The organism is Leucobacter sp. NPDC015123, from assembly GCF_043080205.1.
GTDB lineage: Bacteria > Actinomycetota > Actinomycetes > Actinomycetales > Microbacteriaceae > Leucobacter > Leucobacter aridicollis_A.
In genome coordinates, this window is record NZ_JBIBVH010000004.1 from 181516 (window position 1) to 202903 (window position 21388).

Consider the following 21388-nt stretch of genomic DNA (forward strand, 5'->3'; position numbering starts at 1 on the left):
GCGGGGCCCGCTCAGTCGCCGAGTGGGAGGATGTCGCCTGGCGCGCTCGCCGGCGAAACGTCAGCAGCGCCCTCGCGCACGGAGCGAAGGAATGATTTGGTGCGCTCATGCTGCGGGTTGCCGAATACAGCCTCGGGAGCGCCAGTCTCGACGATGTACCCGTCTGCCATGAAGACGACGCGGTCTGCCACCTCGCGGGCGAAGGTCATCTCGTGCGTCACGACAACCATCGTCATGCCTTCGGCGGCAAGCTGCTTCATCACATCGAGTACCTCGCCAACGAGCTCAGGATCGAGCGCGCTTGTCGGCTCGTCAAACAGCATGATGCTCGGCCGCATCGCGAGCGCGCGGGCGATGGCGACGCGCTGCTGCTGGCCGCCCGACAGCTGCGACGGGTAGGCGTCAGCCTTTTCGGGAAGCCCGACCCGGGCGAGAAGTTCGCGGGCGTGTGCCTCGCTCGCAGTCCGGTCGGCCCGCTTGACCTTGAGTGGGGCCAGCATGATGTTCTCAAGTACGGTCTTGTGCGGAAACAGGTTGAAGCGCTGGAACACCATGCCAACCTGCTCACGGTGCTTCGCGATCTGCTTCTCGCTGAGCTCATACAGCGTGTTCCCGTCGCGGCGGTAGCCAGAGAGTTCGTCGTTAACTGTCAGGAGCCCGTCGTCGATACGCTCAAGGTTGTTGATGCAGCGCAGAAACGTCGATTTGCCAGAGCCCGACGGCCCGAGAAGCACAACAACCTCCCCCTTGCCGACCGACATATTGATGTGTTTGAGCACGTGGTTGTCGCCGAAGCGCTTGCTGACGCCCTCGGCCTGGATCACAGTTTCGATGCTCATCGTGTTACTCCAAAGGTGTTCTTCAGCCAGCGTTTCTTCATGCTGGGTGCTGCCTGCGCCGCGTAGCCGCGGTTCATGCGACGCTCAAGCCAGCTCTGCAGGAACGTCAGCACGGTCGTCATAAACAGGTACCAAATCGAGGCGGTGAACAGCAGCTCGATAACTTTGTAGTTCAGTGTGTAGATGCGGAAGGCACCGTTCAGCAGTTCGGAGACCGAAATCGTGTACGCGAGCGCGGATGTCTTGAGCATCGCAATCAACTGGTTGCCTGCGGGTGGGAGAATAACCCTCAGCGCCTGAGGCAAGACGACCGAGAGCATCACGCGGCGCTTGCGCATGCCGAGCGCAAGCGCGGCCTCAGCCTGACCTTTATCAACTGCGAGCAGGCCAGCCCGGACGATCTCGGACATGTACGAGCCTTCGTTGATGCCGAGGGCGAGGATCGCGGCGAGAAACGGCGTCATGATCGTGTTCGTGCTCACGGACCAGAGCCCAAAGAATGAGACCGTCGGGATGACGAGTGCAATGTTGAACCAGATCAGCAACTGCACGAGCACGGGGGTGCCGCGGAACAGCCAGGTGTAAAAGCCCGCCGCGCCAGAGAGCACGCGGTTGTTTGATTCGCGCAGGAGCGCGGTGACCACTCCGAGCACCAGCCCAACAAGCATCGAGATGACAGTAAGCTCAAGCGTCGTCACGACGCCGCTCAAGATCTGAGGGTCGAAGAGATACTTCGCGGTGACTGTGTAGTCGATGTCAGCAAAGATAAACGCTGCGACAACGCCGGCAGTGACGAGCAGCACGATGACTGCTGCAATCGCGGAGCCGACGCTCTTATGCCCCACGACCTTGAAGAGCTGCTCCCCCTCTCCGGGGAGCGAGATCGTCATTGTGTTCGGAGTGGCCATGGTGACGCCTATCGTGCGTTGTTGATGAGTGACTCGTCGAGCGCGAGGTCGCTGACGCCCCACTCTTCGAGGATCTTCTCGTAGCTGCCGTCGGCAATGATCGCGTTCATTGCTTCAAGGAGCACGTCGCGGAGTTCAGCGTCTGCTTTGTTGAGCATGATGCCGTAGACGCTGTCACCGACGGTGAGGCCTGGAATAAGCTCGACGGCTCCCTCGGCCTGCGAGACGGCGTAGCTGCCGACTGCGCCGAGGATGACGCTCGCGTCGACTCCGCCCTGGCGGATCTGGAGGATGCCTGCCTGATCGCTGTCGAGCATCTGGATGTTGATGGCCTGGTCGCCGTTTGCAACGCAGTCGGCGCTGAGTTCCTCGACCTGAGTGACCTGGATCGTGCCCCGGGTACCTGCGACCTTCTTTCCGCACAGGTCGTCAAGCGACGTGAACTCGCCCACGCGATCGGGTGAGGTGATGAATCCCGACGCTGCCTTGAGGTAAGTGACGTAGTCGTACACCTCTGCACGCTCGTCGGTGTAGGTCATTGACGCGAGCAGCGCGTCGTAGCGCTTCGACTGAATACCGCTGAGTGCAGCCTCAGTCTTCACGTCTTGCCAGTCAAACGGCACGCCAATCTGTTCGCTCAATGCGCTCGCAATGTCGACGTCGATGCCTTTGACTGTCTTACCGTCTTCCTGCAGCCATTCGAAGGGCGCGTAGGTGAGGTCACCTGCGTTGACGATCTTGCCCGCGTCTTTGATGCGGTCGGGCAGCTTGGCGTACAGGGGCGCGTCGGTGTTCACCTCGGCCGCGTCTTCGGCGCCGCTCGCGGCGTCGCTCCCCTGCGCGCAACCGGTGAGCATCAGGACTGCACTTCCCACGAGCCAAGCGGCGAGCGCTCCACGCTTGAGGTTCATATAACCCTCCTTTGGGTATTAGAAAAACTAGGGTCTTGGCGAGCTGGGGTCGGCGCACAACCGGGCCTTGGCAGCCGCTCGGGAATCACAATACACAGGTTGCACGTTGCATGCAACTTACCTTAAGCTTCGATTGCTCACCCCATTGAGCGCCCCCTTGGGCCACCAAACTCGCCGTCAGGAGACAGCATGAACACGCACCAGCGGAGCCCCCGCCCCGCGTGCTTCACGCGACCCGCTCGACCCCTCGCCCTCGGTTTCGGGGCGTTGGGCCTCCCGAAGAACTACAGCCAGGCCAGCTGCTCAGCGACCCACTCGGGGCCGCGCTCAGGGTCTCCCCCGGCCTCCTGGGCGATGAGCAACTGCGCGGTGTTCTTAATGTGGCGCCGCATTTCCGCAGAGGCTGTCTCCGCGTCCTGCCGCTCGATAGCGTCAACGAGCCCCGCGTGGTCATCGACAAGCTCACGCCCCGTTCGAGCAGTCGACGTCGTTCCCACGCCGCGGGTCAGCACGAGGTTTCGCAGGTCGAGCAGCAATCCCTGTAGCCGCCCGTTCCCGGAGGCCGCAGCGATCGAGATGTGGAGGTCGCGGTCAAGCACAAGCAGCTCCTCGGCATCGTCGGTCGCCTCCCCCATTGCCTCGAAGCAAGCCAGAATCCCGCGCAACTGCTCATCGGTGCGAGTGCGGGCAGCCTGCCCAGCAGCCGGCACCTCCAGCATGAGGCGTAGCTGGAACACCTCAAGGAGGTCCTCGAGCGTGGTCGCGAGAATCGTCGCACCGCGGTTCTTCTCGATCCTGACCATGCCCGCCTGCTCAAGCTGCAGCAGCGCGTCGCGGATGGGCGTGCGTGAGACACCGATGCGCTCGGCGAGCTGTACGGCAGACACCATCGTCCCGGGCTCCAGTCGGCCGCTCGTGATCTCAGAGCGGATCTGCTCCATCGCCCGGCGAGCCAAACTGTCTTGTTTCGAGAGCTTTTCCACACCCCCACTATGACACTTCTGAAAGAGGAACGTATGCACACACGACGCATTGCAGTCATCGGAGGCGGCATCATCGGCGCCTCCGTCGCCGCCCAGTTGACGACACGCAATGACGCAAACTCCGTTGTCTTGTATGAGAAGGAGTCGGCCCCCGGCACCCACCAGACCGGACACAACAGTGGTGTCGTACACGCCGGCCTCTACTACCAGCCGGGCAGCCTGAAGGCCCGTCTCACTCGGCGCGGCGTTGAGCTGCTCCACGCGTACAGCGAGTCGCGCGGAATCCGCTACGACGAGTGCGGCAAACTCGTCGTGGCGCACACCGAGAAGCAACTCGGCCAGCTCGATGCGATCCTCGAAAAAGCACGGGCGAACGGGGTGCCAGGGGTTGCAATCATCGGCGAAGACGCAATGCACGAGATCGAGCCGCACTGCGTCGGTCGGGCCGCGATCCATTCCCCGCACACCGCGATCGTCGATTATCCGGGGGTCACGCGCGCGCTCCTCGAAGACGTGCGTGCCGCTGGCGGCGAAGTTCGCCTCGGCACATCGGTCTCGCGCATCACACAGCAGGGCTCCGAGCAAATCGTGCACACCTCGGGCGGCAGCCAGGCGTTCGACTACGTGATCGCCTGCAACGGCCTGCAGTCAGACAGGCTCGCGAAGCGCTCCGGGGCGGGCAAGTACCCGGCGATCGTGCCCTTCTCGGGCGACTACTACAAGCTCAGGCCCGAGAGCGCGAAGCTCGTGAACGGGCTGCTCTACCCAGTGCCAGACCCTGACTATCCGTTTCTTGGTGTGCACCTCACCCGCACTGTCGACGATGAGGTCACCGTCGGCCCCAACGCGTTCCTCTCGTTCGCGCGAGAGCAGTACCACCGCTTCGGTTTCAACGTCCGCGACGCAATCCAGATCGCGTCCTCTGGAGCATTTTGGCGGTTCGCGGGCGGCAACTTCGCGGAGGCGATCGACCAACTCCGCACCGCGAACAAGCGGTCATTCCTCGCAGGAGCCCAGGAGTTTATCCCCGAACTCGCTTCCGAGGATCTCATCCCCGGGCTGCGAGGCGTCCGCGCGCAGGCCATGAACGAAGACAGCACGCTTGAAGACGACTTCGTGATCCAGCGCGTCAACAATGCGGTGTTCGTGCGAAACGCGCCTTCCCCCGCCGCGACCTCAGCGATGGCAATTGCCGAGCACATCATCGAGGAGATTCTCGCAGAGGATCGCCTAGTAGAGCCCCTGCGCGGCGCCTAACCGGTGCCGCCGTCAGCACTTTCCCCAACCACCAGACTCGAAGGAGAACCCGAATGACCGAAACCACTCCCCAGACTGCGACCGAGGTCGCCATCGCCCAGACCGAGCGCGCCGCAGCCTCGAACTATGCACCTGTGCCGCTCGTGCTCACTGAGGGTGATGGGGCGACAGTCACCGACATCGAGGGCACTACCTATCTCGACTTCCTCGGCGGATTCTCGACGATGCTCTTCGGTCACCGACCGCCGCGCATCACTGCGGCAGCTCACGCACAGCTCGACAGGCTGACGCTCACCGCCCGTGCTTTCTATAACGATGAGCTCGCCGCATGCGTCACGGAACTCACCGAGCTCGCCGGCTTCGAGCGGGTACTCCTCATGAACACTGGGGCCGAAGCAATCGAGACCGCTCTGAAGTGCGCCCGCAAGTGGGCGCACGAAAACCGCGATCTCGCGGCGGACGAGGGCGTCGTCATCACGTTCTCGCGCAACTTCCATGGCCGCACCACGACGATCATCTCGGGCTCCGACGATCCTGTCGCACGCGAGGGCTATGGGCCGTACACTCCCGGCTTCGTGACGGTTCCGTTCGGCGACATGGCCGCGGTGCGCGAGGTTGCGGCGGCGTCGCCAGTCGTCGCCGTACTCATCGAGCCGGTGCAGGGCGAGGCTGGCGTGATCCTCCCACCCGAGGGCTTCCTCGCAGAGCTTCGCGCTTTCACTGCCGAGAATGACATCGTGTTCATCGCCGACGAGGTGCAGTCGGGCATGGGGCGCACGGGCAAGCTGTTCGCCACGGAACACTTCGGTGTGCGACCTGACCTCATCGCTGTCGGCAAGGTGCTGAGCGGCGGCATCCTGCCGGTCTCGGCCGTGCTTGGCGACAGCAAGTTTCTTGGTGTGTTCACTCCGGGCAGCCATGGCTCGACCTTTGGCGGTAGCCCGTTTGCGTGCGCGGTGACTCGCAGTGTCGTCGCAGAGCTACGCGATCCCGACTTTCTCCCAGGTGTCGTCGCGCTCGGCGCAGTCCTCTCGGCCGCATTGGCGGAGCTCTCGGAGTTGCCGGAGGTGACCGCGGTGCGCTCGATCGGCTTGTGGGCGGGCGTCGACATCGACCCCGAGTTTGCGCCCGCGAAGGCAGTCGCCGAGGCGCTCCGCGACCGTGGCGTGCTGGTGAAGGACACGCAGGGCAAGACACTTCGCATGGCGCCGCCCGCGGTCGCGACCGAGGCTGAGATTCGGGAGGCCATCCGGCTGCTCGGCGACGCGATCGTCTCTCTTCGCTAACCCGAGTTGTCTTGTGGGCACCAAATCCCGCGGTGAATTGGCGTCCACACGAATAATCAGGGTGGAGTTGACGGGCAGCTCACCCGACAGTCGGGCCGCAAGCAGACAGCCCCGCAGCCAAGCAGACAGAGCCGCAGGCCGCAGGAACGCGGGCCACGGGAACGCGCAAGCCCCCGGAGCGATTCGCTCCGGGGGCTTGTGCGCTATCGGCTAGCGGCCGAGGTGACGCTCGGGCGAGCCCAAGTACAACTGCTGCGGGCGACCGATCTTCGTCTGGGGGTCGAGGCGGGCCTCGCGCCACTGAGCGATCCAGCCGGGGAGTCGACCGATCGCGAAGAGCACGGTGAACATGCGAGTCGGGAAGCCCATCGCTTTGTAGATCACGCCCGTGTAGAAGTCGACGTTCGGGTAGAGCTTGCGCTCCTTGAAGTAGTCGTCCTCAAGCGCGATCTGCTCGAGTTCCTGTGCGAGCGCAAGCAGCGGATCGTTCACGCCGAGCTCTTCGAGCACCTTCGCTGCCGAATCCTTCACGATACGCGCACGCGGGTCGTAGTTCTTGTAGACGCGGTGTCCGAAGCCCATGAGCTTCACGCCGTCTTCTTTGTTCTTCACCTTCTCGACGAACGTCTTGACGCTCTGGCCTGAGTCGCGGATCTGCGCGAGCATGTCGAGCACGGCCTCGTTTGCGCCACCGTGCAGCGGGCCGGAGAGGGCGTTGATGCCTGCCGAAACTGAGGAGAACATGTTCGCCCCTGTCGAACCGACAAGGCGAACTGTTGAGGTCGAGGCGTTCTGCTCGTGATCAGCGTGGAGAATGAGCAGCTTGTCGAGCGCGTCGACGAGCACCGGGTTCATCTCGTACGATTCGGCCTTGTTGCCGAAGTTGAGCCGCAGGAAGTTCTCCACGAAGCTCAGGTTGTTCTTCGGGTACAGGAATGCCTGACCGATCGACTTCTTGTGCGAGTATGCAGCAAGAACCGGCAGTTTTGCGAGGAGGCGGATCGTGTTGACCTCAACGAACTCTGGAACCGCTGTGTCGAGCGAGTCTTCGTAGTAGGTGGACATCGTCTGCAGCCCGCCGGAAAGCATCGCCATCGGGTGTGCGGTGTGCGGGACAGCCTCGAAGTAGTACCGCATGTCTTCGTGCAGCAGGGTGTGGTGACGAATCTCATTGTCGAACCGCGCGAGTTCATCAGCGCTGGGCAGCACGCCGTAGATCAGCAGGTAGGCGACCTCCAGGAAGGTCGACGCCTGCGCGAGCTCGTCGATTGGGTAGCCGCGGTATCGCAGGATCCCGGCCTCGCCATCGATGTAGGTAATCTCGGACTTCGTTGACGCAGTGTTTACGAAGCCGTAGTCGAGGGCCGTGTAGCCGCTCTGCTTAGTCAGCGTGCTGACGTCGATTGCGTCTGGCCCGTCTACTGACTTCACGATTGGGAGCTCGGCGGTTCCTCCAGGAAAGCTCAGCTTGGCGGTGGCCTGAGCCGCAGGTGTTTCAGTCACGTCATCTCCTCGTGAGGTCCGTTTGAGCACGCTCCAGGGTCTGGGCAGCGATCATTTTCACCTTACCCGCAAAGTTGGCGTTCACACACCAAATGGCGCGTTCATGCCGGTTTCTGACAGAAAGTATTTTGACATCAAACAAAATGCCAGCGATTTGGTGACTTTCTCGCTGCGAGCTCCCACGATAAACCGCGAGCTCGCAGGGAGCTCGAATCGCCCGTGAGAGCGGCTACTGCTCTTGCGGTGGAAGGGCCGCCACGATCGGGTGGTCGAAGTCGTAGACTCCCACCTTTGCTGCCCCACCGGGCGATCCGATCTCGTCGAAGAACTCGACGTTTGCCTTGTAATACTCGGCCCATTCACCGGGCAGGTCATCTTCGTAGTAGATCGCTTCAACCGGGCACACCGGCTCGCACGCACCGCAGTCGACACACTCGTCGGGGTGGATGTAGAGCATCCGATCGCCCTCGTAAATGCAATCGACGGGGCACTCATCCACACAGGCGCGATCCTTCAAATCGACGCAGGGAAGAGCAATTACGTATGTCACTGTGCCCGCCTTTCACTCGGTCAAACCACTCACTCCATCCTACCGGCGTCAGTGCGCGATTCCCCGCACGTGTGGACGTTGCCGCGTGGCGACCACTTGCCCGCGCGCCCGGCACGACATAGAGTGCGGTTGTAGACATTTGTCTAAAAAAAACACGACGAACCCCGTGGTGCGCGGCATCAGTCGCACACCATAACGATCCGGCGACGATGGAGTCCTCGATGAGCATCAACACACAAGTTTCTTCACCGCCCTCGGCCCTGCCACGCACGCTCCCCGCAGCGTGGCAGGGCCGGGTTGCGCGTTCCCCTGAGAGTCTCTGCATCACGTACTTCGACGGGACACTCACCACCTCCGAGGTCAACGATCTCAGCCTCGCTCTCGCAGCGTCGCTGCAAAGCCACGGTGTCGAGGCTGGTGATCGCGTCGCGATTTCCCTGCAAAACATCCCGCACTTCCCCATCGCCATGCTCGCGATCTGGCACATTGGCGGCATCGTCGTTCCGATCAATCCCATGTACCGAGAGCGAGAGCTGCACACGGTGCTCGCCTCGTCAGGCGCCGTCGGCCTGATCTGTGCGCCCGAGACGATCAGGATCGCGGCGGCGGCCGCCATTGAGACGGACCTAGCCTGGGTACTCAGCGCCAACGACACCCAGTTCCAGCACGAGAACGACCCGCGGGTGTTCCCCACACAACCTGATGATGCTGAGCTCGGCGCTGTCCCATTCACAACCGATACGCTCGCGAACGCGTTCGCAGAGTTCGCCGGCTCAAGTCCCGATCCTGCGGAGCGTGAGCCCGAAGACATCGCAATGTTGAGCTACACGTCGGGCACGACGGGGCCGCCCAAGGGGGCGATGGCCACGCATCGGTCGCTCCTTGTCGCCGCGCTGAACTTCGGCGAGTGGGCCGTCGTTGATCACGACGACCGAATGCTCGCCCTCGCTCCGCTGTTCCACATCACTGGCTCGGTCAGCATCTGTCTCGGCATGCTGCTCTCCCCCGGGAGCCTCATTTTTCTCAATCGACCGCGGCCCGACGTCGCGCTCGAGGCGTTTTCCCGGCATGCGGCCACCCTCGCTGTGGCGCCCATCACGATGTACACGGCGCTCTTTGAGCTACCTGACGCCAGCGCACGGGACTTCTTGAGCGTGCGCCAGCTATTCACCGGGGGCGCGCCAGTTCCTCCAGCAAAGGTCACCACGTTCGAGCGCCGGTTTGGTCAGTACATCCTCAACGCCTACGGTCTCACCGAATCGAACGCGGGGATTATCGGGGTGCCTCTTGGCGAACGCGCCCCCGTTCACAAGCCGACGGGTACGCTCTCAATCGGCAAGCCGATGCAGGGCGTGTCGCTGCGCGTACTCGATGAGGAGGGAGCCGCAGTGCCTGCAGGGTCGCCGGGCGAGCTGGAACTTGCCGCGGATCAGCTCGCGGTCGGGTATTGGAGAAACGCCGAGGCCACCGAGTCCGCGTTCCCGGGAGGTCGGCTGCTCACCGGTGACGTCGCGATCATCGACGAGAAGGGCTGGGTGTATCTCGTTGACCGCATCAAGGATCAGATCAATTCGTCAGGCTACAAGGTGTGGCCGCGCGAGGTCGAGGATGCGCTCTATGAGCACCCTGCAGTGCGCGAGGTCGCCGTCGTCGGCGCGCCCGACGAGTACCGCGGCGAGACGGTGGTCGCATTCGTGTCGAAGCGCGAGGGATCTACCGTCAGCCAGGACGAACTCGTCGCCTTCGCCCGCGAGCGTCTCGCGGCGTACAAAATCCCGCGGCGAGTCGAGTTCGTCGATGAGCTTCCGAAGACTCTGACAGGCAAGATCAGGCGACGAGACCTCCGCAGCGAATAGTGCAATGACGTACTGCTTACGGCGGGCCCACGTCCAGCGCGGTCGCCGAGATCAGTCAGACGGCGAGCACCGGAGCTAGGGCCACCCCGCCTATTGCGGCACAGAAGATCGCTGGGCCGGCCGCAAACTCTCGTCTCCGTCGGATGAGCGCGACGAGGCCTGCCAGCCCGAACGCGCCCGCCAGGAGCATCAGAAACAGTCCGACCGAGAGCGGAACCGCGCCAGCCCCCGCCGCCCAGACTGTGGCGAACACCGCGATCGGGAGCAGCTTGGCGTCTCCCCCACCGAGCGCGCCTGCGGTAGCCCACCAGCACACAAATGCAACAGCCAAGGTCGCGATTGCGGCGCCCCACGCCGCACCGAGCGCTGCCCATTCTCCGAGCGCGACGCTCGCGATCGACAGGGCACCCGCCGTCCACAGCGCGACCGCGGCCACGGTCTGGTTGGGGAGCGTGTGCGTGAGCAGGTCGGCGCGTATCAGCGCGATCCCGCCGACCACGAACCCGGTGTAGCCGAGCAGCGTGAGGAGCCACGCTGCGACCTCGCGGCTGCTCGCGTGGGCCGCGATGCCGGAGCCGACACTGGTTGCACATACAAAGCCGCCGGCCGTGGCGACTGCCAGGCCGGCGGCGATGTCGCTCGAGCGTAGGCCCGAGCGATGGAGTGGGTGGCTAGCCCTCGATAACTTCCGTGCCAATGCCCTGCTCCGTGAAGATCTCGAGCAGCACTGAGTGCGGTTCGCGGCCGTCAATGATGGCAGCTTTGGGCACCCCGCCCTTGACGGCATCGAGGCAGGCCCGCATTTTCGGGATCATGCCTGACTCGAGCGATGGCAGGAGCGCCTCGAGCTCGGCCACCGTGATCGAGGAGACGAGTGAGTCGCGATCTGGCCAGTCGGAGTAGAGACCGGCCACGTCGGTAAGGATCACGAGCTTCTCGGCGCCGAGCGCTGATGCGAGCGCCGACGCTGCCGCGTCAGCGTTCACGTTGAGCGACTCGCCGGGGTTGTCGACGTCCGGAGCAATGGACGAGACCACGGGAATCAGCCCGGCGTCGAGCGCTGCGAGCACCGATTCAGGGCGCACTCCGACGATGTCGCCAACCCGGCCGAGGTCGACGAGCTTGCCGTCGACCTCTATGGGTGGGCGCCGGCGGCCAATGAACAGCCCCGCGTCTTCTCCAGTCGTTCCTGAGGCGAGCGGTCCGTGCGCGTTGATCTCGTCGACAAGCTCGGGGTTCACCTTGCCCGTGAGAACCATGCGCACGACGTCCATTGTTTCGGGCGTGGTGACGCGATAGCCGCCCTCGAAGGTGCTCTCGATGCCGAGCCTGTCGAGCATGCGGTTGATCTGCGGCCCACCCCCGTGGACGATTACGGGCCGAATGCCGGTGTGCCTAAGGTAGACGACATCTTCGGCGAACGCCGTCATCAGGGCGTCATCGATCATGGCGTTGCCGCCGAATTTGATGACCATGATGCGGTCACGGAACTTCTTCAGCCACGGCAGCGACTCAATGAGCACGGCGGCCTTCTCGGCCGCCCGTTCGCGGTCAAGTGGAATGGTGACGTCGCTCATTGCTCCCCTAGCTCGAGTACGCCGAGTTCTCGTGCACGTAGTCGTGCGTGAGGTCGTTCGTGCGCACAGTCGCAGAGAATGTGCCGGCGAACAGGTCGATCTCGACGTGCGTCTTCCGCGGCGTCAGGTCGCACTCGTCAACCGGACGGTCTGGCGCGCCGGCGTGGCAAAGCCGCACACCGTTAAAGCTCACGTCGACCGCATACGGGTCGAATGCGGCATCGGTGGTGCCGATCGCGGCGAGCACGCGGCCCCAGTTCGGGTCATTGCCGAAGATCGCAGCCTTAAACAGGTTGTTGCGCGCGACCGACCGGCCGACCTCGACCGCGTCCTCGACGCTCGCGGCGCCGCGCACCTCGATGTCGATGTCGTGGCTCGCCCCCTCGGCGTCGGCTTGCAGCTGCGCGGCGAGCGAGTCGCACACACCCGCGAGCGCGGCCGCGAACTCTGTGACGTCGGGCGTCACGTCGGATGCCCCGCTTGCGAGCAGCGTGACCTGGTCGTTCGTGGACATGCAGCCGTCGGAGTCGAGCCTGTCGAAGCTTACGCCTGTCGCGCGGCGAAGCGCAGCGTCGAGCACTTCGGCGTCGAGCTTGGCGTCGGTCGTGATGACGACGAGCATTGTCGCGAGCCCTGGCGCAAGCATTCCGGCACCCTTCGCCATCGCGCCGATTGTCCAACCGTCGCCCTCGTGCACCGCGGTCTTCTCGACAGAGTCGGTGGTAAGAATCGCGGCGGGCGCGGTGGCATCGTCGGCGGCGAGCGCTGCGACGAGGCCAGGAACGCCGTCAACGATCTTGTCGCGGAAGGCTTGGTCACCAGTTCCGATGAGCCCGGTGGAGCAGACGAGCACGCGCTCTGCTCCATCTGCAAGCACCTCGGCTGGCACGACGCCCTGCGGCTCGGCTGCGAGTTCGCGCGCAACTGCCTCGGCGGTCAGCCTGGTTGTTTCGTAGCCGAAGTCTCCGGTGAAGCAGTTCGCACCGCCCGAGTTAAGGATCACGGCGCGAGCCGCGCCATTCTGCGCAACCTTGCGGCTCCACAGGATTGGGTTTGCCTGCGCGCGGTTCGATGTGAACACGACTGCGCTTGCAGGGGCCGGGCCGTCATTCACGACGAGGGCAAGGTCGGGCTTTCCCGACGTTTTCAGGCCGACAGTAATGCCTGCCGAACGGAATCCTGCTGGGGTAGTTACGGTCACGGGGCGACTCCATTCACGCTCAGGCCGGTGGCTTCGGGAATGCCAAGGGCGATGTTTGCCGACTGGATCGCGGCGCCGGCCGTGCCCTTGGCAAGATTGTCGACGGCGGCGACGACGACGACGCGGCCAGCTGCTTCATCGATTGCGACGCCCATGAGGCAGGTGTTCGCGCCGATCGTGTCTGCGGTGCGGGGGAACACGCCCTCGGGGAGCACATGCACGAACGTCTCGTCTGCGTAGGCGGTCTCCCACGCCGCGCGAACGTCGGCGGCGGTCGTTCCCGGGGTGATGCGCGCGGTCGAAGTCGCGAGTATTCCGCGGCTCATTGGCACAAGCACGGGGGTGAAACTCAACGTCGGGTTCGCTGCGGCCCCGGCGCCGCGGAGGGCCTGCTGAATCTCAGGAATGTGGCGGTGCGTGCCGCCGACAGCATACGGGTTTGCCGTGCCCATGAGCTCGGCTCCGAGGAGGTGGGTGTGTGCTGCTTTGCCCGCACCCGAGGGGCCAACGGCAAGCACTGTCACGATGTCCTGCGGCTCGATGACACCGGCGGCGATGCCCGGGGCGAGCGAGAGCGAGACAGTTGAGGCGTTGCAGCCTGGGGCCGCGATCCGTGTCGCGCTGGCGAGCCGTGCGCGCTGACGGGTCGCGGCCTCGCCCGGCCCGCCCGCCACGATGAGTTCGGGCACGCCGTACGCCCACGCCTCGTTGTACTCGCCACCGTAGAACGCCGCCCAGTCTGACTCGCTGGTGAGCCGGTGGTCGGCGCCACAGTCGATCGCGAGTCGCACGTCTGTGAGCTGCGCGGTGAGCGCGCCAGACGCGCCGTGGGGCAGGGCGAAGAACACGACGTCGTGTCCGTCGAGAACCTCGGGTGTTGTCTCCTGCAGAGTGAGGTGCGCGAGCGAGCGCAGGTGGGGCTGGGAGGAAATGAGCGGCTTGCCCGCATTCGAGTGCCCAGTCACCGTTCGGATTTCAAACTCCGGATGCTCTGCAAGCAGACGAAGCAGCTCGCCTCCCGCATACCCACTCGCTCCGGCGACCGCCACACTGTACGTCATTTGCACCCTTTCTCGCGCACCTCTATTCTGGCACCTCGAACGTCGGAGCCAGACCGCTCGCGCTACCGGTGCTTGAAGTTCGCTTCGCGCTTCTCCGCGAACGCGCGCATTCCCTCTTTCTGGTCTTCCGTTGCAAACAGCGCGGCGAACGCGGTCCGCTCGAGGCGGAGGCCCTCGGCGAGCGACGACTCTTCGGCTGCCTGCAGGGTGCTCTTGGCGGCCTGCACCGCCGGGCGCGACTTCGACGCGATCAACTCGGCGGCCTGCGCCGCGGTCTCGAGAAGCTCGGCTGCCGGAACGACCCGCGAGACGAGCCCCGAGCGCTCCGCTTCTTCAGCCCCCATCATGCGGCCGGTGAGCACGAGGTCGGCGGCCTTGTACTTCCCGATCGCGCGCGGCAGTCGCTGCGTGCCACCGAAACCTGGGATGACGCCGAGGTTGATCTCGGGCTGGCCGAACTTCGCGTTGTCGGCCGCGATGATGATGTCGCACATCATTGCAAGCTCGCACCCGCCGCCGAGCGCAAAACCAGAGACCGCTGCGATTGTCGGGGTGAGCATCTGCTCGAAGCCGTTCCATGTCGAGGTCAGCCCACCAGCAAGCACATCGGAGTACTCAAGCTCGAGCATCGCCTTGATGTCTGCGCCTGCGGCGAAAGCGCGCTCGGAGCCGGTGATGACGATGGCGCCAATGTTCGGGTCGGCATCAAACTTCGTTGCCGCATCGACGAGCTCGGAGATGAGCGTGTTGCTGAGCGCGTTCAGCGCTTCGGGGCGGTTCAGCGTGATTGTCGCGACTCGCCCGTGGGTCTCGGCGATGATTGCGGTGTACTGCGTCTGCTCTGACATTCTGACTCCATCCGTGTCCGTGACTAGTTCCCCAACGCTATCGCGTGCGAGCGCCCACTCGCTCGTTCTCCACAACACGCGGCAGCACCCCTCTCGGTCGCATCGGCCGGAGCGAGACGGCGACGGGCCGGCTCAGAGCTCTGCGATCACGATCTTCTTCATCTGCATGAGTCGCTCATACGCCCCCTCGTGCTCCATGAGTTCCCCAAGGTTCGCGGGCACGATCTGCCAGCTGACCCCGAACTTGTCGACGAGCCATCCGCACCGCTCCGCCTCGGGCACCGCAGAGAGCCCCTCCCACAGCGCATCGATCACGGCCTGATCGGCGCAGTTCACCTGGAGCGAGACGCCGGCCGTAAAGCCGTGGTCGACGCCAGAGCCGTTGTCTGAGCCCATGAACCACTGGTCACCGATCCTGAACTCACCAAACGCGAGCGCTTCGGCAGTCGCGTTTCCTGTGGGGGCACCGTAGGGCCACTGGGCGCCGACCTCGCTGCCGCCAGGCAGGCCCGCGAACAGCGACACGTAGTGCGCCGCCGCTTCTGCGGCACGGTTCTGCGCGGGCCCGTCAAACATCAGCGCGGGGATGATGAGCGGACGCGGCTCTCCCTCTGCTCGCGTGAGCATGAGCTGCCAGCTCACCCCATACCGGTCTTGCACCCAGCCGTACCGGGCGGCAAAGGGATACTCGTCGACAGGCATCATCGTTGTACCGCCGTCGCTGAGCTTCGCCCACAGGGTGTCGAGTCCGCGCCTCGCGGCGTCGACATCGCCGCCGAAGAACAGCGGATCGAAGTTCACCATGAACGAGATCGAGGGGTTCGGTGAGAACTCGGGCCCGGCGTTCACGAGCGCGAGCTGGGTGCCCGCAATGAGAAGGTCTACGACGAGCGCCTCCCCCGCGAGGTCACGTTGGAAGTCGAGCAGCCCCTCGGCCGGATAGCGGGCAGTGACTGCCGAACTCGCCTGAAACCCCGTGGTTTCAAACGCGGTGGCGTAGAACGCGCCGGCCTCTTCTGCGGTGCGGTTGCACCAGATGTTCGGAACGATCTGCTGGGTCATCTCTCCACCTGGCTTTCTGGGGGCGTGAGTCGTGGTGCGGGAGACTCTACTCCTCTTCGTTGGAACTTCACAGCAAAAGATGAGTCATCGCGGCTCCGCCGCAGAGTTGCACGGGAGTGTCGCGACGAACTCCGCAGGCAGCGCTATACTCGAACCCGATACCAAACATTCATTTTGTGAAAACGAGTGGCCGCACACTGTAGGAAAAGATGCGCCTACATGCGGAACACTCCGTCGGTGCTGCACGCCGAGAGGCGAGCACCGACACATCCCTTTGCATGCGATCGACGGACAGGTGAACCGACCCGTGATGAGAGATTTTGGCCCCCAGCCCCTGAAATTCGACTTCGCGAGTGCGAACGACCTCGTGACCCAACTCAGCTCAGCTGCGGTGCTCGTCGAGTCCGATCGTGCGGCGTTCGTGTCGCAGGCAGGGCAGGCACAGATGGACTTCTCGGGAGTGTTTGCGCAGGTGTTCCGCGACCACGTGAGTTGGGCAAGCACCGACGGCCACAACATCACGACGTGTCTGAAGCAGATGCGGCAGCAGGTGAAGACGCTCGTCGAGAGCGCGAAAGAGGAGAACGCCAGGCGGGCAAAGGTTCGGGCAGACCGGGCCGAGAAGTGCGCGGAGCTTGAGCAGCAGTATCGTGAGGAGCAGCAGGCTTTCGGAACCATGTTCCCTCGCCAGCCGAGTGCGGCTGAAGTTCAGTCACTCGTTCCGTTCAGCCCGGGTAGCGCCCCGGCGACGTCATCGGCAAGCGTGTCGTTGAAGCAGCGCGATCCCGGGTCTGCCGGCTCACACCGCGCGGGCGGTTCGACGTCGGCGCGACCCGGAAACCTCCGCAGGTTTGCCTCCGCACAGGCGCCGCAGTCGCCGGTTCCTGCGCTACAGCGCGCGTGGTCGGCGTTCAACTCGGGCACGCACGGGTGGGGTCACATTGCAGACGGAAATCTGTTTTCGAGCATCAAGCGCTGGTACGAGGCAAACACGACCGATCGGCTGTGGCTTGGACGACTCGCGACAGAGTTCGAGCGGGCAGGCGGATCCGGTGGAATTCACAGGCTCGCCGATAGCGCGATCGCTGCCGCACTGTCGGGCGCGGGCCTGTTCCCGACACGGTCGGGGCTTGATCTACAGCCGCCGCAGACGTTCGGAACGATGCCAGGCACCGGCTACGCCGCCGACCCTGTGAATACGGCGACAGGCAACTTCATCGAGCCCGAGACCGACTGCGCAGGCACCGGTATCGCTGCGAACCTCGTGTTCACGCGCATGTACAACTCACAAGATCCAGACGGCGGCGCGTTCGGTCGCGGCTGGTCTTCCACCCTTGACGTGCGGCTCGAGCTCGGCGACGAGCGGGCGGAGTTCGTGCTTGCAGACGGGCGCAGGCTGTTCTTTCCTCGCGAGGGTGCCGGGTGGGGTCGGGCGCTCCACGCGAACTACTGGCTTGCTGAGGAGCACGGCGATCCTGCTGGAGACGGTTCGGGCAGCGACGCTGCGGCAGCGGAGCCAGCATCGCCCTGGCTCGTCGTTCGCGACAACGCCGGCGAGTGGTGGGCGTTCACCCGTGCGGGTGTGTGGCTCGGCACCGGCAATGGGCCCGGCACCTCGGTGCGGGTCGAGCGCGACGGCGCCGGCCGGGTGTCTGCGCTCGCGCACGAGCTCGGGCGCAGAATCGCGGTGGCGTACGACGCCTCAGCGGGCCGCCCGGCGCGGGTCACAGGGCCCGACGAGCGGCACACCGAGTTCCGATACGACGATGCGGGCAGGCTCGTTGAGGCTGTCTCCCCCGCAGGCAGCCGTTCGTACGGTTGGAACGAGGACGGCCTCGTCGATGAGGTGACCGGCGCGAGCGGCGTCATCGAGTGCGTGAACACGTACGACGCGAAAAAGCGCGTCGTCACGCAACGCACTCCGCATGGCCGCGACATGCTGTTTTCGTACCTGTCAGGCAGGGTCACTGTGGTCGCCGACAGCGACGGCGAGCAGTCGAACTCGTGGGTCGCCGACCGACTCGGTCGCCTGGTCGGGGTGACCGACACCGACGGGCACCGGCAGTCGATGAGTTACGACGCGCACGGCAATCTCGTGTCGGTGACCGAGCGCGACGGCGCCACCACCGTGCACGTCGTCGACGCGCGCGGCCGCCGCACGCGCACGGTCACGCCCGAGGGCGGCGATACGGCGTATGAGTGGGACGATCAGGATCGCCTCACCAAGACCGTCGCGACGAGCTTTGCCGCGCCCGCCGCTCGGGAGCACGCGCCGGCAGACGCCGACGAGCACGCCGGGGCGCAGGCTCCCGCGGTCACGGAGTTCGCGTACGCATCCCCCGCCGATCGGCACCCCTGCAAGGTCACCGACCCACTGGGCGGCGTCACGCGCCTGACATGGGAGCGGGGGCTCCTCACTCGCATCGTCGACGCCGTTGGCGTGTCCCTGACGCTCAGGTACGACGAGCGCGGCGATCTCTCCGCAAGCGTTGACGCTGCTGGCAATGAGACACGGTTCACCCGAGACGACGCGGGTCGATTAACGAAGGTCGTGTCCCCCTCCGGGGCGACGACAACGTGGGAGTACGACGCCGCGGGGAATGTGACGCGGCGGGTGGATCCTGATGGGGCGGTGTGGCGCTACGAATACTCGCGCGGCGGGCAGCTGCGCGCGGAGATCGACCCTGCTGACGCGCGCACCGAGTACGAGTACGGTGAGCACGGCGACCTCGCGCGGGTGCGCGACCCGCTCGGCCGGGTCGTCGAGCAGCGGTTTGACGCCTTCGGCAACCCGTCTGAACTGACGCTACCCGACGGTGCGAGCTGGCTACTTCGGCACGACGGCCTCTCGCGGCTGCGCGAGGTCGTCGACCCGGATGGCGGGTCGTGGCGGCACGAGTATTCCCCGACGGGTGAGCTCGCCGCGACGATAGACCCGGCAGGGGTGACGAAACGCTTCAGCCGCGACCGGGGCGCTCGCACCGAGACCGCAACGTCGGCCTTCACCCGTGCCGTCACCGAGTTCGACGAGTTCGGCCGCCCGGTACGACGCTCGGGCGCAGACGAGGCCGCGTCGATCACCGTGTACGACTTGTGCGGCCGCGTGATAGAGGAACTTGACGCTGACGGCGGGCTCACTCGCTTCGTGCGCGATGCGGCGGGTCGCGTGGTGTTGCAGGTAACGCCAGCTGGCCGCGAGACGCGATTCGAATACGACGAGTGCGGCCGCCCCGCTGCGATGGTCGACGGTGTTGGGGCGCGCACCGAACTCGAGTACGACGCGGATTCGCGCGTGGTGCGCCGGCGCCTGCCTGACGGCGACGTCGCAGACGTGAAGTATGACGCGTGCGGCAGGGTGACCGCCGAGCGGCTGCCGGGAGTGGGCGTCGGCAGGTACCGCTACGACCTCGCGGGCAGGCTCGTCGCTGCGCAGGACACGAGGTTCGGGCAGCGAAAGTTCGTGTACGACGCAGCGGGCCAGCTCGTCACCGCCGTGAACGGTGCGGGCGGCAAGACGCGTTACGACTACGACACGCTCGGGCGGCTCATCGCGATCACCGACCCGGCTGGCGGCGTCACCCGCCGCTCCTACACGGCGCTCAGCCGGGTTGCGACGCTCACCGACCCGCTCGGCCGCGTCACCACTGGCACTTACGACGCTGCCGGCAAGCCCCTCACTCAGACCGACCCCGACGGGCGCGTGCTGGCATGGGAGTACGACGCAGACGGGCAGCCGTGCGGGCTTCTCGCGGAGGGCGCGCGCCTCACCGCGGCGCAGACCGACCACCGCGCTCGCACGGTGACCGCGACCGATCACACGGGCCAGGGCCCTGCGCCCGTCTCGCACAGGATCGTGCGGGATCGCCTCGGCCGCATGATCGAGCGCACCCGCGACGGCAACACCACCAGGTGGGAGTACGACGGCGACGGGCTGAGAACACGTATGGTCACCCCGGCTGGCGACAAGGTGCAGTACGAACATGATGGGGCTGGCAGGCTCACCAAGGTCGAACACTCTGCGTTCGGGGCGATCAGCTACGACTACGACCCGAGCGGCAACCTCGTCGCTGCGGTCGCCAGCGACACCGCGCAAACCTGGCAGTACGAGAACGGCTACCCCGTCGCGCACACAGTCACCTCGCCCGACGGCGTCGAGACGACTCAGATCGGCCGCGAGAGCGACGGCCGCATCACGAAGATCGCTGAACCTGCCGGGTCAACCGTGTACGGGTACGACGGGGCCGACCAGCTCGTGCGCGCCGAGCGCGTCGACGTGGCCGGCGCCAAAACGCTCCACGAGTGGGAGTACGACAACGCAGGGCGCATGGTGCGAGAGCGCGACGCCACTGGCGAGGCTCGGTACGAGTACGACGTTGCCGGCCAGCTCAGCATGCGCACCGCTGCCGACGGCGCAGCCACACGCTACGCGTATGACGGCGCGGGCAGGCGCATCCGCGAGGCCGGGCCCGACGGCGAGAGGTGCTACGAGTGGGATTCGCGCGGCTGGCTCTCTGCGATCACCGACGGCACGACCACGCACAGGCTCTGGGTCGACGGCTACGGCGAGCTCGCGGAAATCGACGGCGCCCCGCTCTCCTGGGACAGCGCCGCGCGCCTCCCCGCTCTGACCCGCTTAGGGGGCGACCCCGTTTACGCTGCGGCCGGCGGCTACACTGGGCTCGGCTCAGCCCTCTCCCCTACCGGGTGGCGGCAGACACGCCACACCGACCCTGTAAACCCGTGGGGCATCACCGGCACACTCCAGCTCAGCACACCGAGCACTCCCGGCATCGGTGTGACAGGCCACGGTGTCCCAACGATCGGGGGCCTCGAATGGATGGGCGCCCGCGCCTACGACCCCGTCTCCCGCGGCTTTCTCAGCATCGACCCGCTCGCACCCGTGACAGGTGCCGGCTGGGCGGGCAACCCATACGCGTACGCGGGCAACGACCCACTCCACGCACTCGACCCGCTCGGGCTGTCACCGGTGACCGACAAAGACCTTAAGCCTGCAAAAGAGCCCGGTTTCTGGGAGAAGCTCGGAAACGGCATCAGCGACGGCTGGAGCAGCGTCACGAAGGCAGCCGGAGACTTATGGTCAGGGTTCGGAGAATGGGCGCGGTCGGACGCCGGGCGGGCCACAAGGTCAATTCTGGCCGGACTCTGGGCATTGACCGGGTTTGCAGCGTTGGCCACTGCTGGCTTCCCGCCACTTGCCGCAGGGCTGGGTGCTGTATCTCTTGGTACCGGTCTCGCCTCCACGACTATGGAGCTAGCTGCAGACCCGGCGTCCTTCTCATCCGCATCCGGGGTAGCTCTAGCTGCGCTAAACCTCACACCGGTAGGCAAGATCGCCCGTATCCCCAAAGCCTTCGCATCCAATTACAAGAGCGTTGTCGGCGTCGTCGACTACAAAGTCAGCGCCGTCTCGGCAATCGTCGGAGCAGGGCAACTAGCAGAGGACCGCAGAAATGCAAGATGACAACGCAGTGCAAAATAAGAACGAGTCCCTGTGGAAGAGGCGGATCTGGTGGATCTCTGTAGGG

16 protein-coding genes are annotated in these 21388 nt (G+C 65.1%); 4 read left to right on the plus strand and 12 right to left on the minus strand.

Annotated features, from left to right (window positions below):
* Positions 1 to 11: 11 nt before the first annotated feature.
* The 4 genes from ACF07D_RS09895 to ACF07D_RS09910 all read right to left on the minus strand — a co-directional run bounded on the left by ACF07D_RS09895 (position 12) and on the right by ACF07D_RS09910 (position 3641).
* On the minus strand, positions 12 to 839 hold the full coding sequence (locus ACF07D_RS09895) for an amino acid ABC transporter ATP-binding protein (protein ID WP_304941390.1): 828 nt from the start codon (positions 837 to 839) through the stop codon (positions 12 to 14).
* On the minus strand, positions 836 to 1747 hold the full coding sequence (locus ACF07D_RS09900; RefSeq protein WP_391504795.1) for an amino acid ABC transporter permease: 912 nt from the start codon (positions 1745 to 1747) through the stop codon (positions 836 to 838). Before ACF07D_RS09900 ends, ACF07D_RS09895 begins: the two co-directional genes overlap by 4 nt.
* 8 nt (positions 1748 to 1755) lie before the next feature.
* Entirely contained in the window at positions 1756 to 2658 is a 903-nt protein-coding gene (locus ACF07D_RS09905; RefSeq protein WP_255808062.1) for an ABC transporter substrate-binding protein, read from the minus strand.
* 284 nt (positions 2659 to 2942) lie between these two features.
* On the minus strand, positions 2943 to 3641 hold the full coding sequence (locus ACF07D_RS09910) for a GntR family transcriptional regulator (RefSeq protein ID WP_391504796.1): 699 nt from the start codon (positions 3639 to 3641) through the stop codon (positions 2943 to 2945).
* Between the two features lie 33 nt (positions 3642 to 3674).
* Between ACF07D_RS09910 and lhgO the strand changes: the two genes are divergently transcribed.
* Both lhgO and rocD read left to right on the plus strand, forming a co-directional pair.
* Positions 3675 to 4898, plus strand: coding sequence for an L-2-hydroxyglutarate oxidase (lhgO, locus tag ACF07D_RS09915; protein ID WP_391504797.1), 1224 nt, complete (start codon positions 3675 to 3677; stop codon positions 4896 to 4898).
* Between the two features lie 53 nt (positions 4899 to 4951).
* Positions 4952 to 6184 (plus strand): ornithine--oxo-acid transaminase, encoded by a 1233-nt coding sequence (gene rocD / locus ACF07D_RS09920; protein ID WP_391504798.1) that lies wholly within the window; start codon positions 4952 to 4954, stop codon positions 6182 to 6184.
* A 210-nt stretch (positions 6185 to 6394) separates the two neighbouring features.
* On the opposite strand, the gene ACF07D_RS09925 is transcribed toward rocD, so the two are convergent.
* Both ACF07D_RS09925 and fdxA read right to left on the minus strand, forming a co-directional pair.
* A complete protein-coding gene (locus ACF07D_RS09925) occupies positions 6395 to 7687 on the minus strand; it encodes a citrate synthase (protein ID WP_119284214.1) in 1293 nt (430 codons plus the stop codon).
* Positions 7688 to 7916: 229 nt separating this feature from the next.
* Positions 7917 to 8237, minus strand: a complete 321-nt coding sequence (fdxA, locus tag ACF07D_RS09930; RefSeq protein ID WP_119284215.1) for a ferredoxin — start codon at positions 8235 to 8237, stop codon at positions 7917 to 7919.
* A gap of 221 nt (positions 8238 to 8458) precedes the next feature.
* Here fdxA and ACF07D_RS09935 point away from each other — a divergent pair, with 221 nt between their 5' ends.
* Complete coding sequence (locus ACF07D_RS09935) at positions 8459 to 10093, plus strand: class I adenylate-forming enzyme family protein (RefSeq protein ID WP_391504799.1); 1635 nt, start codon at positions 8459 to 8461, stop codon at positions 10091 to 10093.
* 55 nt (positions 10094 to 10148) lie between these two features.
* On the opposite strand, the gene ACF07D_RS09940 is transcribed toward ACF07D_RS09935, so the two are convergent.
* The 6 genes from ACF07D_RS09940 to ACF07D_RS09965 form a co-directional block, all read right to left on the minus strand.
* Complete coding sequence (locus ACF07D_RS09940; RefSeq protein ID WP_391504800.1) at positions 10149 to 10790, minus strand: hypothetical protein; 642 nt, start codon at positions 10788 to 10790, stop codon at positions 10149 to 10151.
* Complete coding sequence (argB, locus tag ACF07D_RS09945) at positions 10765 to 11670, minus strand: acetylglutamate kinase (RefSeq protein WP_391504801.1); 906 nt, start codon at positions 11668 to 11670, stop codon at positions 10765 to 10767. The genes ACF07D_RS09940 and argB overlap by 26 nt, the downstream gene beginning before the upstream one ends.
* Positions 11671 to 11677: 7 nt before the next feature.
* Positions 11678 to 12871 carry a bifunctional glutamate N-acetyltransferase/amino-acid acetyltransferase ArgJ gene (gene argJ / locus ACF07D_RS09950; protein ID WP_391504802.1) on the minus strand — a complete coding sequence of 398 codons (1194 nt, stop codon included), beginning with the start codon at positions 12869 to 12871 and terminating at the stop codon, positions 11678 to 11680.
* Entirely contained in the window at positions 12868 to 13932 is a 1065-nt protein-coding gene (gene argC, locus ACF07D_RS09955; protein ID WP_391504803.1) for an N-acetyl-gamma-glutamyl-phosphate reductase, read from the minus strand. Before argC ends, argJ begins: the two co-directional genes overlap by 4 nt.
* 62 nt (positions 13933 to 13994) lie before the next feature.
* Positions 13995 to 14780, minus strand: coding sequence for an enoyl-CoA hydratase-related protein (locus ACF07D_RS09960; RefSeq protein ID WP_255808068.1), 786 nt, complete (start codon positions 14778 to 14780; stop codon positions 13995 to 13997).
* Between the two features lie 132 nt (positions 14781 to 14912).
* Complete coding sequence (locus tag ACF07D_RS09965) at positions 14913 to 15842, minus strand: VOC family protein (RefSeq protein ID WP_391504804.1); 930 nt, start codon at positions 15840 to 15842, stop codon at positions 14913 to 14915.
* 310 nt (positions 15843 to 16152) lie between these two features.
* Here ACF07D_RS09965 and ACF07D_RS09970 point away from each other — a divergent pair, with 310 nt between their 5' ends.
* Positions 16153 to 21324, plus strand: coding sequence for a DUF6531 domain-containing protein (locus tag ACF07D_RS09970; RefSeq protein ID WP_391504805.1), 5172 nt, complete (start codon positions 16153 to 16155; stop codon positions 21322 to 21324).
* Positions 21325 to 21388 lie beyond the last annotated feature (64 nt).